Annotated in this window: 14 protein-coding genes; 5 read left to right on the plus strand and 9 right to left on the minus strand. The window is 70.8% G+C overall.

Annotated features, from left to right (window positions below):
• Positions 1–13: 13 nt before the first annotated feature.
• From AWC30_RS07615 to metG, 3 genes are all read right to left on the minus strand, one after another.
• A complete protein-coding gene (locus tag AWC30_RS07615; RefSeq protein ID WP_085109588.1) occupies positions 14–1,126 on the minus strand; it encodes an NDMA-dependent alcohol dehydrogenase in 1,113 nt (370 codons plus the stop codon).
• 36 nt (positions 1,127–1,162) lie between these two features.
• The gene (locus AWC30_RS07620) at positions 1,163–2,716 is read right to left on the minus strand and encodes a flavin-containing monooxygenase (protein ID WP_085109589.1); all 1,554 of its coding nucleotides are present in this window, start codon (positions 2,714–2,716) and stop codon (positions 1,163–1,165) included.
• 122 nt (positions 2,717–2,838) lie between these two features.
• Positions 2,839–4,395, minus strand: a complete 1,557-nt coding sequence (metG, locus tag AWC30_RS07625) for a methionine--tRNA ligase (RefSeq protein WP_085109590.1) — start codon at positions 4,393–4,395, stop codon at positions 2,839–2,841.
• Positions 4,396–4,420: 25 nt separating this feature from the next.
• Between metG and AWC30_RS07630 the strand changes: the two genes are divergently transcribed.
• The 5 genes from AWC30_RS07630 (at position 4,421) to AWC30_RS07650 (ending at position 10,275) form a co-directional block, all read left to right on the plus strand.
• The gene (locus AWC30_RS07630; RefSeq protein ID WP_234807980.1) at positions 4,421–5,278 is read left to right on the plus strand and encodes a TatD family hydrolase; all 858 of its coding nucleotides are present in this window, start codon (positions 4,421–4,423) and stop codon (positions 5,276–5,278) included.
• Between the two features lie 132 nt (positions 5,279–5,410).
• Positions 5,411–6,529, plus strand: a complete 1,119-nt coding sequence (locus AWC30_RS07635; protein ID WP_085109592.1) for a resuscitation-promoting factor — start codon at positions 5,411–5,413, stop codon at positions 6,527–6,529.
• Positions 6,502–7,404, plus strand: coding sequence for a 16S rRNA (adenine(1518)-N(6)/adenine(1519)-N(6))-dimethyltransferase RsmA (gene rsmA / locus AWC30_RS07640; protein WP_085109713.1), 903 nt, complete (start codon positions 6,502–6,504; stop codon positions 7,402–7,404). The genes AWC30_RS07635 and rsmA overlap by 28 nt, the downstream gene beginning before the upstream one ends.
• 21 nt (positions 7,405–7,425) lie before the next feature.
• Entirely contained in the window at positions 7,426–8,388 is a 963-nt protein-coding gene (locus AWC30_RS07645) for a 4-(cytidine 5'-diphospho)-2-C-methyl-D-erythritol kinase (RefSeq protein WP_165756459.1), read from the plus strand.
• A gap of 249 nt (positions 8,389–8,637) precedes the next feature.
• Positions 8,638–10,275, plus strand: a complete 1,638-nt coding sequence (locus AWC30_RS07650; RefSeq protein ID WP_085109714.1) for a fatty acyl-AMP ligase — start codon at positions 8,638–8,640, stop codon at positions 10,273–10,275.
• A gap of 171 nt (positions 10,276–10,446) precedes the next feature.
• On the opposite strand, the gene pth is transcribed toward AWC30_RS07650, so the two are convergent.
• The 6 genes from pth to AWC30_RS07680 all read right to left on the minus strand — a co-directional run bounded on the left by pth (position 10,447) and on the right by AWC30_RS07680 (position 14,768).
• Complete coding sequence (pth, locus tag AWC30_RS07655; RefSeq protein ID WP_085109594.1) at positions 10,447–11,025, minus strand: aminoacyl-tRNA hydrolase; 579 nt, start codon at positions 11,023–11,025, stop codon at positions 10,447–10,449.
• A gap of 13 nt (positions 11,026–11,038) precedes the next feature.
• Positions 11,039–11,704 carry a 50S ribosomal protein L25/general stress protein Ctc gene (locus AWC30_RS07660; protein ID WP_085109595.1) on the minus strand — a complete coding sequence of 222 codons (666 nt, stop codon included), beginning with the start codon at positions 11,702–11,704 and terminating at the stop codon, positions 11,039–11,041.
• Positions 11,705–11,849: 145 nt separating this feature from the next.
• Positions 11,850–12,722: an oxidoreductase gene (locus AWC30_RS07665; protein ID WP_085109596.1), complete on the minus strand. Its 873-nt coding sequence runs from the start codon at positions 12,720–12,722 to the stop codon at positions 11,850–11,852.
• 40 nt (positions 12,723–12,762) lie between these two features.
• A complete protein-coding gene (locus AWC30_RS07670) occupies positions 12,763–13,419 on the minus strand; it encodes an LpqN/LpqT family lipoprotein (protein WP_109561973.1) in 657 nt (218 codons plus the stop codon).
• On the minus strand, positions 13,416–13,787 hold the full coding sequence (gene arsC / locus AWC30_RS07675) for an arsenate reductase (glutaredoxin) (RefSeq protein ID WP_085109597.1): 372 nt from the start codon (positions 13,785–13,787) through the stop codon (positions 13,416–13,418). The genes AWC30_RS07670 and arsC overlap by 4 nt, the downstream gene beginning before the upstream one ends.
• Entirely contained in the window at positions 13,788–14,768 is a 981-nt protein-coding gene (locus AWC30_RS07680; RefSeq protein ID WP_085109598.1) for a ribose-phosphate diphosphokinase, read from the minus strand.
• Between the last annotated feature and the right edge of the window lie 15 nt (positions 14,769–14,783).

Raw genomic sequence — 14,783 nt, forward strand, 5'->3', positions numbered from 1 at the left:
GGCGCCGCGACGGTCAGTCGAAGGTGATGACGCCGCGGATGTTCTTGCCGTCGCGCAGATCCTGATACCCGTCGTTGATCCGCTCGAGCGGGTAGCGCTCGGTGATCAGTTCGTCGAGCTTGAGCTGGCCGGCGTCATAGAGCCGCAGCAGGCGGACGATGTCGTACTGGGGGTTGGCCGAGCCGAACAGGGTGCCCTTGATCGTCTTGCCGAACAGCACCATCTCGTCGGCCGAGACGTGCACCGCGTGCTCGGTGAAATCGCCGGTCAACCCGACGACGACCACGGTGCCGCCCTTGCCGATCGCAGCGAACGCCGCCGAGACCACGTCCTCGTGCACCTCGCCGACGGTGACCAGGGCCTGGTCGGCCAGTTGGCCCCAGGTGAGGTCGGTGATGGCGGCCAGCGCCTCCTCGGCGGTGGCGAACGCGTGGGTGGCGCCGAGTTTCATCGCCGCGTCGCGTTTGAACGCGACCGGGTCGACGGCCACCACGTACTTGGCGCCGGCGTGCGCGGCGCCCTGCACGGCGTTGATCCCCACCCCGCCGATGCCGTAGACCACCACCGTGTCGCCGGCGCGCACCCCGCCGGCGTAGTTCGCCGACGCCCAACCGGTGGGCACGCCGCAGCCGGCGAGCACCGCGGTCTCCAGCGGCAGCCAGTCGTCGACCTTGACCACCGAGTGCTGGGAGACCGTCCCGCGTTCGGCGAACGTGCCCAGCATGCAGATCGCCCCGAAATCGGTGCCCCCGGCGTGCCGCCGGAACCCGCCGTCGGGCATGCACCCCTCGAGGATCGTCGCACCCAGGTCGCACAGGCCCTGCTTGCCGTTCGAGCAGTACCGGCAGGTCCCGCAGCTGGGGATGAAACAGCACACCACGTGGTCGCCGGGTTTGACCTTGGTGACCCCGGGGCCGACGTCCTCGATCACGCCGGCGCCTTCGTGGCCGCCCACGATCGGGTACCGCACCGGAAGGTTGGGGCTGGTCAGGTGCAGGTCGGAATGGCACAGCCCGGCCGCGGTGAACTTGATCAGCACCTCACCCTCGCCGGGCCCGTCGAGCTCCAACTCCATGAGTTCGAAGGACTCGCCGGGCGCGTGGATCACTGCGGCGGTGGTTTTCATCGTGGCCCTCCTACGGGGTTGGGGTCGGGTGGTCGGTCAGGACGCGCGGACGGCGGCGGTGGCCGCGGTGAACAGCAACGCCTCGTCGTCGACCGGGTCGACGCAGAGCCGGCGGGTGTCCGCCCGGTAGTCGGGCTCGGCCGACCAGACCCCGGCGGCCGAGGTCCCGCCGTAGGGGAAGACCCGGGCGCCGCGCTTGGCGTAGTTCGACTGCAGATCGATCAGCGGGGTGCGCTCCATCGGGCGGCCGTCGAAGACCGGTTCCACCATTCCGTGGCCGTGGGCGTCCAGGTGGTCCAGCAGGCGGATGAAGTGCCGGCAGATCAGGTCCACCCGCAGCGTCCAGGACAACTGCGCGTACCCGAAGGCGAACACCAGGTTCGGGACCCCGGCGAGCATCGTGGTCTTGTAGACCTGGGTGGCGGGCAGGTCGACCGGGCGGCCGTCGACGCTGAGCGCGATCTTGCCCAGCGGTGTCATGGTGATGCCGGTCGCGGTGACGATGATGTCCGCGGGCAACTCCCGGCCCGACTTCAGCAGGATCCCCGACCGGGTGAATCGCTCGATGTGGTCGGTGACCACCGACGCCCGCCCCGCCTTGACCGCCCGGAAGAAGTCACCGCCGAGGAAGAACGACCGGCCCGGGATCAGGCACAGCCGCTCGGTCCACGGGTCGTAGCGGGGGGTGAAGTGGGTGTCGACGTCGAAGTCCCTCGGCAGTTGCAGCCGGACCAAGGTGATCAGGAACCTCGCCATCGCCTTCGGGAAGCGTTGGCACAGCGCGTAGGTGAGCCGCAGGAAGGCGAGGTTCTTGGCGCGGATGAGCGGATAGGCCCGATCGCGGCCGAGCAGCCGGGTCAGCGTCTTGCCGATCCGGTCCACCCTGGGCCGGGTGAAGTAGTAGCCCGGTGAGCGCTGCAGCATCGTGATGTGGGCGGCCTCGTCGGCCATCGCCGGGACCAGGGTGGCCGCGGTGGCGCCGCTGCCGATCACGACCACCCGTTTGCCGGCGTAGTCGAGATCGGTCGGCCACAGTTGCGGGTGCACGATCGGGCCGGGGAAGTCCTCCTCGCCGGCGAACGCCGGCCGGTGGGGGGTGGCGTAGTCGTAGTAACCGCAGCCGAGGAACAAAAACCGGGCGCTGAACCGGATCGTCTCGCCGCTGCCGGTGTGTTCGGCGAGGATCGTCCAGCGTTGCCGCGGCCGGGAGAAGTCGGCGCTGAGCACCCGATAGCCGAACCGGATGTGGTCGGCCAGCCCGTTCTCTTCCACCGCCTGCTCCAGGTATTCCAGGATGTGGTCGGCCTGCGAGATCGTGGTCGGTCGGGTCCACGGCTTGAACCGGTAGCCGAAGGTCGGCACATCGGAGTCCGAGCGCAGGCCCGGGTAGCGGTGGAAGCTCCACGTCCCGCCGATCGAATCCCGGCCTTCCAGCACGGTGAACGTGGTGTCCGGGCGCCCGGTCTTGAGGTGGTAGGCGGCGTCGATGCCGGAGATTCCGGCGCCGACGATCACGACGTCGAAATCCGCGGTGGCGGTGGCGCCGGTTCCGCGCGCCGTTCCCGGGATAGCCGTGTGTGGGGTAGCCATGGGTGCCGCTCCTGTCCGATCCGCGAACGTGCGCCGGTGCCATCGGGTGTGATGGACGTCATACTACGGCGCGGCGGGGCGGGGGCACACCGGCGCGGCGCGGACCCGCCGTCGCGGGGCGGTCAGTCCTGGTGGCGCGGGAACACCCCGGCGGGGGTGGGCAGCGACCGGCCCGGCTCGAGCCGCCCGCCGATGGCGGCGAAGTCGCGACGGTCCTCGTCCTGGCCGAGCAACCCGAGCAGCCGGCCCGCGGACGCCGGCATCACCGGCTGCACCAGCAGCGCGGCGACCCGCACCACCTCCATGGTGGTGTAGAGCACCGTCGCGAACCGGTCCCGGTCGGCGGCGGCCTCGCTTTTGGCCAGCACCCAGGGCTGCTGGGCGGAGAAGTACTTGTTGGCCGCGCCCAGCATCCGCCAGATCGCCTCCAACCCCAGGTGCATGGCCTGGGCGTCGAAATGAGCCCGGACCTGCTCGAGCAGGCCGCCTGCGGTGGCCAGCAGCGCCTCGTCGTCGGCGGTGAAGGCGCCCGGCTCGGGGACCACACCGCCGAGGTTCTTGGCCACCATCGACAGCGAGCGCTGCGCCAGGTTGCCCAACTCGTTGGCCAGATCGGTGTTGATCCGGGTGATGATCGCCTCGTCGCTGTAGCTGCCGTCCTGGCCGAACGGCACCTCGCGCAGCAGGAAGTAGCGCACCTGGTCGACCCCGAATCGGTCGATGAGGGTGACCGGGTCGATGACGTTGCCCACCGACTTGCTCATCTTCTCCCCGCTGTTGAGCAGGAACCCGTGGGCGAACACCCGCCGCGGCAGCGGCAGCCCGGCCGACAGCAGGAACGCCGGCCAGTACACGGTGTGGAACCGGATGATGTCCTTGCCGATCATGTGCAGGTCGGCCGGCCAGTAGCGGCGGTACAGCTCGGCGTCGGTGTCCGGGTAGCCGACCCCGGTCAGGTAGTTGGTCAGCGCGTCCACCCAGACGTACATGACGTGGTCGGGGTCGTCGGGGACCGGCACCCCCCAGTCGAACGAGGTCCGCGAGATCGACAGGTCGCGCAGCCCGCCGGAGACGAAACTGACCACCTCGTTGCGCCGCACCTCCGGGCCGATGAACTCCGGGTGGGCGCGGTAGTGCTCCAGCAGCGGCTCGGTGTAGGCGGAGAGCCGGAAGAAGTAGGTCTGCTCCTCGGTCCAGGTCACCGGCGCCCCGGTCTCGATGGCCACCCGCACCGCCGGGTCGGCGTCCGACGGGCGGGTCTCGGCCTCGGTGAAGAACCGCTCGTCGCGCACCGAGTACCAGCCCGAGTAGGTGTCCAGGTAGATGTCGCCGGCCTCGACCATCCGCTGCCAGATCGCCTGCGACGCGGCGTGATGATCGGCGTCGGTGGTGCGGATGAACCGGTCGAAGGAGATGTCGAGCCGCTCCTGCAGCCGCTGGAACACGTCGGAGTTCCGGCGCGCCAGCTCCGCGGTCGGGATGCCCTCCGCGGCGGCGGTCTCCACCATCTTCAGCCCGTGCTCGTCGGTGCCGGTCAGAAACCGCACGTCGTAGCCGTCGAGCCGCTTGAACCGCGCCAGCGCGTCGGTGGCGATGTATTCGTAGGCGTGCCCGACGTGCGGATCACCGTTGGGGTAGGTGATCGCGGTGGTGATGTAGTAGGGCTCGGTGGTCGACATCGGGGTCCACCTTATGGTGTGCGGGGTGAGTTCCCGACGCCGAGCCGACCGGGAGGCGCCGCCGGCCCCGCCGCCGCTGGCCCCGCTGGTCGACGCCCACACCCACCTGGACGCCTGCGGCGCGACCGACGCGGCCGGGGTGCGGGCGATCGTCGACCGGGCCGCCGCGGTCGGGGTGCGGGCCGTGGTCACCATCGCCGACGACCTGGACTCGGCGGCGTGGGTGACCCGGGCCGCCGAGTGGGACGACCGGGTCTTCGCGGCGGTGGCGCTGCACCCCACCCGGGCCGACGCGCTGACCGAGACGGCCCGCGCCGAGCTGGAGCGGCTCGCGGCGCATCCGCGGGTGGTGGCGATCGGGGAGACCGGGCTGGACCTGTACTGGCCGGACCGGCTGGCCGGCTGCGCGGCGCCCGCGGTGCAGCGCGACGCCTTCGCCTGGCACATCGACCTGGCCAAGCGCACCGGCAAGCCGCTGATGATCCACAACCGCGACGCCGACGCCCAGGTGCTCGACGTGCTGCGCGCCGAAGGCGCCCCGGAGACGGTGATCTTCCATTGCTTCTCGTCTGGGCGTGCGATGGCTCACAGTTGCGTCGAGGCCGGCTGGGTGTTGAGCCTGTCCGGGACGGTGAGCTTCCGCAACGCCCGTGACCTGCATGAAGCCGTTCCGCTGATCCCGCACGAGCAGCTGCTGGTGGAGACCGACGCCCCGTATTTGACCCCGCACCCGTTCCGCGGAGCCCCCAACGAGCCGTACTGCCTGCCCTACACTGTCAGAGCGTTGGCCGATCTGCTGGATCGGCCGGCCGACGAATTGGCCCTCGCCACCAGCGACACCGCGCGGCGGGTGTACGGCTTGCCGGTACCGGACTTGCTGTGACCTACCACCGTGGAGTTGCCCGGACGGCGATCAATTCGTTACCGTCTTGTTACCTCGTGCCCGCTAGCCGGGCGCTTTTCATGTGCGGCGTCCGAACCACCGGGACACCGCCGAGGCCGGGAAAGTAGCACGTTGAACGTACTCACCAAGCTGCATCAGTCGCCGTCGCCACTGCTGCGCCTCGCGGTCGCGGGGCTGCTGCTGGCCCTCACCTTCGCCGGCGGCTACGCGGTCGCCGCCCAGAAGACCGTGACCCTCAACGTCGACGGCACCCCGATCGCGGTGTCCACGATGAAGTCCCGGGTCACCGACATCGTCACCGAGAACGGCTACGAGATCGGCGACCGCGACGAGGTCTACCCGGCCGCCGACAGCCACGTCGGCAATGACGACACCATCGTGCTGCGCCGCAGCCGGCCGGTGGAGATCTCGCTGGACGGCCAGCACCCCAAGCAGGTGTGGACCACCGCCGCGACCGTCGACGAAGCGCTCGACCAGCTGGCCCTGACCGACGCCGCCCCGGTGGCCGCCTCGCGCAGCAGCCGGGTGCCGATCACCGGCATGGCGCTGCCGGTGGTCAGCCCCAAGACCGTGGTGCTCGACGACGGCGGTCAGCTCCGCGACCTGCACCTGGCCGCGGCCAACGTCGGCGCGCTGTTGGAGGCCGCCGGTGTCCCGCTGGAGCAGCGCGACACCGTGGTGCCGCCCGCCGCCACCCCGATCGTCGATGGCATGCACGTGCAGGTGACCCGCATCCGCGTCACCAAGCTCAGCGAGCGGGTGGCGCTGCCGCCGACCCCGCAGCGCATCGAGGACCCCGAGCTCAACGTCAGCCGCGAGATCGTCGAGGACCCGGGCGCCGAGGGTGTGCAGGACGTCACCTTCGCGGTCGCCACCGTCAACGGCGTGGAGACCGGGCGGCTGCCGGTCGCCAACACCGTGGTGACCCCGGCCCGCGACTCCGTGGTCCGGATCGGCACCAGGCCGGGCACCGAGGTCCCGCCGTCGAAGTTCGGCAGTGCGTGGGATCGCATCGCGGCCTGCGAGGCCGGCGGAAACTGGTCGATCAACACCGGCAACGGCTACTACGGCGGCGTGCAGTTCGACTACGGCACCTGGATCGCCAACGGCGGCCTGAAGTACGCCCCGCGCGCCGACCTGGCCACCCGCGAGGAGCAGATCGCCATCGCCGAGGTCACCCAGGCCCGTCAGGGCTGGGGTGCCTGGCCGGTGTGCAGCGCCCGCCGTTGACCGTCCGGTTTCTCGGCAGGACCGAGATTCGGGAGCTGGCCACCGAGTTGGACCTGCACCCCCGCAAGTCGCTGGGACAGAACTTCGTCCATGACGCCAACACGGTCCGCAAGATCGCGTCGCTGTCCGGGGTGGGCCGCACCGACCATGTGCTGGAGGTCGGCCCGGGCCTGGGGTCGCTGACGCTGGCGCTGCTGGACCGCGGTGCGCGGGTCAGCGCGATCGAGGTCGACCCGGTGCTCGCCGAGCGGCTGCCGCAGACCATCGCCGAACACTCCCGCAGCGAGGCCCGCCGGCTGACCGTCGTGCACCACGACGTGCTCACCGTCGGCCCGGACGCGGTCAGCGGCGAGCCCACCGCGGTCGTCGCCAACCTGCCGTACAACATCGCGGTGCCCGCGCTGCTGCACCTGCTGGTCACCTTCCCGTCGATCCGGACCGTGACCGTGATGGTGCAACTCGAGGTGGCCGAGCGGCTGGCCGCCGAACCGGGCGGCAAGCACTATGGGGTGCCGAGCGTGAAGATGCGCTACTTCGGTGAGGTCCGCCGCTGCGGCACGGTGCCGCCGACGGTGTTCTGGCCGGTGCCGCGGGTGTTCTCCGGGCTGGTGCGCATCGACTGCCACGACACCGCGCCGTGGCCCACCGATGCGGGGTTCCGCACCGAACTGTTCGAGCTCATCGACATCGCGTTCGGGCAGCGGCGCAAGACCCTGCGCAACGCCTTCGCCGACTGGGCGGGCTCGGGCAACGAGTCGGCGCGCCGGCTGTTGGCCGCCAGCATCGACCCGGCCCGCCGCGGGGAGACCCTGTCCATCGCCGACTTCGTCCGGCTGCTGCAGCGCTCGGGCCCGCGGCAAGCCTCGGCGAGCTGACCGGCCGCGCTGGGTAGCCTGTTGCCCGTGTCAGACGGCAGCGCGGCCACCGAATGGGTGCCCACGGGTTCGGTGACGGTGCGGGTGCCCGGCAAGGTCAACCTCCACCTGGCGGTCGGCGCGTTGCGCGACGACGGCTTCCACGAACTGACCACGGTGTTCCACGCGGTCTCGCTCTTCGACGACGTCACCGTGCGCGACGCCGACGTGATGTCGCTGGAGTTCACCGGGGAGGGCGCCGGCGAGTTGCCCACCGGTCGGGAGAACCTGGCCTGGCGGGCCGCCGAGGTGATGGCCGAGCACGTCGGCCGCAGCCCGGACGTGGCGATCCGCATCGACAAGTCGATCCCGGTGGCCGGCGGGCTGGCCGGCGGCAGCGCCGACGCGGCCGGGGTGCTGGTCGCGATCAACGAGCTGTGGCAGCTGGGGGTGCCGCGCGCCGACCTGCACACCCTCGCCGCGCAACTCGGCAGCGACGTGCCGTTCGCGCTGCACGGCGGCACCGCGCTGGGCACCGGGCGCGGCGAGCACCTGGCCACCGTGCTGGCCCGCAACACCTTCCACTGGGTGCTGGCGTTCGCCGCGGGCGGGCTGTCGACACCGACGGTCTTCGCCGAGCTGGACCGGTTGCGCGCCACCGCGGGCGCCGGCTCCGCGCCCGACGACCCGGAACCGTTGCTGGCGGCGCTGACGGCCGGTGACCCGCGGCAGCTGGCGCCGCTGCTGGGCAGCGACCTGCAGCAGGCCGCGATCAGCCTGGACCCGACCCTGCGGCGCACCCTGCGGGCGGGGACCGAGGCGGGCGCGCTGGCCGGGATCGTCTCCGGTTCCGGACCGACCTGCGCGTTCCTCTGCGCGTCGGCGGCCGCGGCCGTCGACGTCGGCGCCGAACTCTCCGGCGCCGGGGTATGCCGCACCCTGCGGGTGGTCAACGGCCCGGTTCAGGGCGCCCGGGTGGTGCCCCCGCCGCCGCCCGCGGTGTGACACGGACCTCAATATCGTGCGGCGGGTTTGTTAGTTACTTAAGAGGAGTTTAAGATATCGTGCGGTGAGGAATGACGATCAGCGCCTGATCGACCCGACCGTCGCGCCGGCGGGAGAACGGTCGTGCCCGGGTGACCGATCTTTCACCGAAGCGAGACTCAACCGCTCCCCAATCGTTGACGTGTGCTGCTCCCGAGCGCGGCCGAAAGCGTGGAGCATGAGAAGCCGGGGGCCGGCCAGGAGGTTGTCGTGAGCAGGTTTACCGACACAATGTTCCGCAATGCCCGCGAGAGCAGCAAGGGGATGGTGACCGGGGAGCCCGACGCCCCGGTCCGGCACACCTGGGCGGAGGTGCACGAGCGCTCCCGCCGGGTCGCGGGCGGGCTGGCCGCGGCCGGCGTCGGCCCCGGTGACACCGTCGGCGTGCTGGCCGGCGCGCCGGTGGAGATCGCCCCGATCGCGCAGGGCCTGTGGATGCGCGGCGCCGCCCTGACCATGCTGCACCAGCCCACCCCGCGCACCGACATCGCGGCCTGGGCGCAGGACACCCTGACCGTGGTCGACATGATCGAGGCGAAGGTGGTGGTGATCTCCGACCCGTTCATGGCCGCTATGCCGGTGCTGCAGGAGAAGGGCCTGACCGTCATCACGGCGACCGATCTGCTCGCCGCCGACCCGATCGACCCGGTGGAGACCGGCGAGGACGACCTGGCGCTGATGCAGCTGACCTCCGGGTCCACCGGATCGCCCAAGGCCGTCCAGATCACCCACCGCAACATCCGCTCCAACGCCGAGGCGATGTTCATCGGCGCCAAGATGGACCCCAGCGGCAACGACGTCATGCTCAGCTGGCTGCCCTGCTTCCACGACATGGGCATGATCGGCTTCCTCACCGTGCCGATGTACTTCGGCGTGGAGCTGGTCAAGGTCACCCCGATGGACTTCCTGCGCGACACCCTGCTGTGGGCCAAGCTCATCGACAAGTACAAGGGCACGATGACCGCCGCCCCCAACTTCGCCTACGCGCTGTTCGCCAAGCGGCTGCGCAAACAGGCCACCCCCGGCCAGTTCGACCTGTCCTCGCTGCGCTTCGCCCTGTCGGGCGCCGAGCCGGTCGACCCCGCCGACGTGGAGGACCTGATCGACGCGGGCAAGCCGTTCGGGCTGCGCCCGGAGGCGATCATGCCGGCCTACGGCATGGCGGAGACCACCCTGGCGGTGTCGTTCTCCGAACTCGGCGACGGGCTGGTCGTCGACGAGGTCGACGCGGACCTGCTGGCCGCGCTGCGCCAGGCGGTCCCGGCCACCAAGGGCCACACCCGCCGGCTGGCCTCACTGGGCCCGCTGCTGGAAGGGCTGGAGGCCCGCATCGTCGACGAGGACGGCAGCGTGATGCCGCCGCGCGGTGTCGGGGTCATCCAGCTGCGCGGTGAGCCGGTCACCCCCGGCTACATCACGATGGCCGGGTTCATGCCCGCGCAGGACGAGCACGGCTGGTACGACACCGGCGATCTGGGCTATCTGATGGAGAACGGCCACATCGTGGTCTGCGGCCGGGTCAAGGACGTCATCATCATGGCCGGGCGCAACGTCTACCCGACCGACATCGAGCGGGCCGCCTGCCGGGTGGAGGGGGTGCGCGCCGGCGGCGCAGTGGCCGTGCGCCTGGACGCCGGGCACTCCCGGGAGACGTTCGCGGTGGCGGTGGAGTCCAACGCCCACCAGAACCCCGAGGAGGTGCGCCGCATCCAGCATCAGGTGGCCCACGAGGTGGTCACCGAGGTCGACGTGCGGCCGCGCAACGTCGTGGTGCTCGGGCCGGGCACCATCCCCAAGACCTCGTCGGGCAAGCTGCGCCGGTCCACGTCGGTGACGCTAGTCACCTGACCGCTGCGCTCGCCCTCGACCGCTGCGCTGGCCCGCGAACGTGTCGCTCGCCCTCGACCGCGCCTCGCTGGCCATCGAGCGTGAACCTATGCGCACGTTCGAGGCCGAGCGTGAACACAGGCGCACGCTCGGCGGTTAGGGGCTCGGCGGCTGGCTACTACGGCCTGGGCACTACGGCCAGGCGTGCACGACGTTCTGGGCGGACTCCAGACCCGACTCGATGAGCAGTTCGGCCGCGTCGGCGGCCTGCTCGCAGATCACCGGCACCTCGGGCCGTTCGGCTGCGGCGAACGGCTGCAGCACGAACGCCGCCGGGTCCATCCGGCCCGGCGGACGGCCGATCCCGATGCGCACCCGCTGAAAGTTCTTGCTGCCCAACGCTGATGCGATCGACCGCAGTCCGTTGTGGCCGCCCTCGCCGCCGCCGACCTTGAGCCGGATCCGGCCGAAATCGAGATCCAGGTCGTCGTGGACGACGATCACGTCCTCCGGCGGCACCGAGTAGAACTTCGCCAACGGGCCGACCTGACGGCCCGACTCGTTCATGTAGCAGCGCGGCATCGCCAGCACCACCGGGCGGCCGGCCACCCGGCCGGTCGCCGCGGACGCGCCGGACCGCTTGTGCGTCGTGAACGACGCACCGATCCGCCCGGCGAGCAGCTCGAGGACCATGAACCCGACGTTGTGGCGGGTCTTGGCGTAGTTCGGGCCCGGGTTCCCCAGACCGACCACCAGCAGCGGCTCGGCCACGACACCCAACCGGTCAGGACTCGTCGGCGGCCTCGCCGGCGGGCTCGGTCTCCTCCGCGGGCTCCTCGCCCTCGACCTCGCCCTCCTCGGCCTCCAGGTCGGCGGCCGTCGGCGCGGTCACGACGTTGACCACCAGGCTCTCCGGGTCGGAGACCAGCGTGACACCCTCGGGCAGCCGGATCTCGCCGGCGACGAACTGGGTCCCGGCCTCGACGCCCTCCACCGACACGACGAGACGCTCGGGAATCGAGAACGCCTCCGCCTCGATCTCGACGTAGCTGGTCTCCTGGGTGACCAGGGTGGCCGGGGCGGCCTCACCCTCGATCTCGACGAGCACCTCGACGACGACCTTCTCGCCGCGGCGCACCACCAGCAGGTCGGCGTGCTGGATGGTGCGGCGGATCGGGTGGACGTCCAACGCCCAGGTCAGCGCCAGCTGCTCGGTGCCCTCCAGGTCGAGGGTCAGCACCGCGTTGGTGCCGGCGTTGCGCAGCACGGCGGCGAACTCGTGGGCGGGCAGCTCCAGGTGCCGCGGCGCCTCGCCGCCGCCGTAGAGCACCGCGGGCACCCGGCCGGCGCGGCGGGCACGCCGGGAGGCGCCCTTGCCGGTCTCGGTGCGCTCCCACGCCTGCAGTTCGTTGGTCTTGTCGGTCGATTTCTTGGTCGTCGATGCGGCCATCGTGTCGCTCCTGTGCGGTCGGGGGCACGGCGCAACAACCTCGAAGGACGGCCCGGTCGGGCCGAGGTCGCCGTCGATAACGGTGATCGGCTCTACTGCCGGCCACCCTCGCCGTGACGCCCGGTCAGGCTAACGCATCGCGGCCTCAGAGCGGAAATTCGACCCCGGTGAGCTGCTCGGAGAGATTCCACAGCGCCTCGGCGGTGCCGCGCCGGCGGGCCAGCGGGCTACGGCCCACCGGCTGGGTGCGCCCGCGGGAGCCGAACCGCGGCCCGACGAAGGTGTCGCCGGCCAGATCCTGGGAGACGGCGTAGAGGGTCTGGCGGGCGCCGAAGGCGGCGTCGGTGGCGAAGAAGCGGTTACCGATCGAGAGCATCATCGTGTCGGACAGCCGCCGCCCGGAGTGGCCCTGCAGGTTGGTGTCGGAGTAGCCGGGGTGGGCCGCCAGCGCGGTCAGCCGCGACCCGACCGCGTCGAGTCGGCGCTGCAGCGCGCTGGTGAACAGCAGGTTCGCCAGTTTGGACTGCCCGTAGGCCAGCCATCCCGAGTAGGGCCGGGCCTTCCAGTTCAGGTCTTTCAGGCTGATGTAGCCCAGGTAGTGCATCATCGACGACACCGTGACCACCCGGTCGGTCAGCTTGGGCAGCAGCAGGTTGGTCAGCGCGAAATGGCCCAGGTGGTTGGTGCCGATCTGGCATTCGAAGCCGTCGGCGGTGAGCGCGAAGGGCACCGCCATCACCCCGGCGTTGTTGACCAGCACGTCGACGCGGTCGACCCCGGCGGCGAAGTCACGCACCGAGGCCAGATCGGCCAGGTCGAGCCGGCGCACCTCGACGTCACCGGCGATGCCGGCCGCGGCGGCCTCGCCTTTGGCGGTGTTGCGCACCGCCATGATCACCCGGGCGTCATGGCGGGCCAACTCGGTGGCGGTCACCAGCCCGAGCCCGCTGTTCGCACCGGTGACGATCACCGTCCGCCCCGCGAACGACGGTAGGTCTGCGGCAGTCCAGTCGGTCATGGCTGCTCACTGTAGTGCCGGGCCGGCCCGACCGGGCCGGTCAGGGGACGGCGACCCGGAACCCGTCGATGATCGATTCGACGTCGTCGGAGTGGGTCACGGTCTCCTCCGCCAAGCTGGTCACGGTCAGCTGCACCAGGTAGCGCTGGGCGACCGGGGCGGCGCCGGTGGCGATCACGATCCGGTTGTAGCTGTGCAACCGCCGGGCCAGGTAGTCGTAGCTGCCCTCGATCGACGAGGAGGGAAAGCCCTGGTAGTCGGCGGTGGAGGCGTCCAGTTCGGTGAAGTTCTCGTTGAGTTGGGCGTCGGCGTTGCCGTGCCGGATGGCCTCGGCGACGTCGAAGTCGCCGTCGAGCTTCATCACCAGCAGGATCGCGACCGGGTAATCGTCGTCCTTGGCGATGACGACCGCCTCCGGTGAGTAGTGCCGGTTGGTCGACTTCGCCCAGCCCGGCGGAGTGGGGATCGACACGGTCAGGTCGGTGAGGTCGGCCGGGTCCACCAACTGCCCCTTGACGCCGTGGTCCTCCAGGTATTCGGCGATCGGGACCGGCCGCTCGCCCGGGTCGTCGGACTCGGTGGTGGTGGTCGTCGTGGTGGTCCAGATCGACTGATAGTCCGGCGGGTGCGAGGAGCATCCGGCCAGCAGCGCAGGCAGCGCCACCGCCGCGAACACGGCGGCCCGCACCGCGGTCACAGGATCTCGCGGACCGCGTCGACCGGACGGGCCAGCCGGGTGCCTTTCGCTGTCGTGACGAACGGACGCTGGATCAGGATCGGGTTGGCCGCCATCGCGTCGAGCAGGGCCTCGTCGTCGGCGTCGGCCAGGTCGAGCTCACCATAGAGCGCCTCGCGGGTGCGCACCGCGTCGCGCACCTCGATGCCGGCGGCGCGGATCATCCCGGCCAGCTCGTCGCGTGACGGCGGGGTCTTCAGGTACTCCACGACGGTGGGCTCCACCCCGTTCTCGCGCAGCATCTCCAGGGTCTTGCGCGAGGTGGAGCAGCGCGGGTTGTGGTAGATCGTCGTGTCGGGGGAATTGGGGGCGTCGGTGGTGTCGGTCATCTATGCGTCTCCGTCGAACAGTCCGGTGACCGAGCCGTTCTCGAACACCGCCCGGATGGTGCTGGCCAGCAGCGGTGCGATCGAGAGCACGGTGAGCTGCGGGAAGCGTTTCTCCTCGGCGATCGGCAGGGTGTTGGTGACGATCACCTCGCGGGCGCCGCACGCGGCGAGCCGCTCGGAGGCCGGGTCGGAGAGCACCCCGTGGGTGGCGGCGATGATCACGTCGCCGGCGCCGTCGTCGCGCAGCAGCTGCACGGCCGCGGCGATGGTGCCGCCGGTGTCGATCATGTCGTCGATCAGGATGCAGGTCTTGCCCGCGACCTCGCCCACCACCCGGTTGGACTTCACCTGGTTGGGCACCCGCGGGTCACGGGTCTTGTGGATGAACGCGAGCGGGACGCCGCCGAGCGCGTCGGCCCACTTCTCGGCGATGCGGACCCGGCCGGAGTCGGGGGAGACCACCACTTTGTCGTGGCCGTTGTAGTTGTCGACGATGTAGTTGCACAGCAGCGCCTGAGCGCGCATGTGGTCCACCGGGCCGTCGAAGAACCCCTGGATCTGATCGGTGTGCAGGTCCACGGTGACGATCCGGTCGGCGCCGGCGGTCTTGAGCAGGTCGGCCACCAGCCGCGCCGAGATCGGCTCCCGGCCGCGGTGCTTCTTGTCCTGGCGCGCGTACGGGTAGAACGGCAGGATCGCGGTGATCCGCTTCGCGCTGCCCCGCTTGAGCGCGTCGATCATGATCAGCTGTTCCATCAGCCAGGTGTTCAGCGGCGCCGGGTGGGACTGCAGCACGAAGGCGTCGCAGCCGCGCACCGACTCGTTGAACCGCACGAAGATCTCGCCGTTGGCGAAGTCGCGGGCGGTCTGTTCGGTGACGTGGATGTCGAGCTCCTTGGCCACCTGCTCGGCCAGTTCGGGATGCGCCCGACCGGAGAAGAACATCAGGTTCTTGCGGTTTTCCATCCAGTCGTAGCTCATGGGCTGCCCCCGGGA

The organism is Mycolicibacillus trivialis (assembly GCF_002102395.1).
Lineage (GTDB): Bacteria > Actinomycetota > Actinomycetes > Mycobacteriales > Mycobacteriaceae > Mycobacterium > Mycobacterium triviale.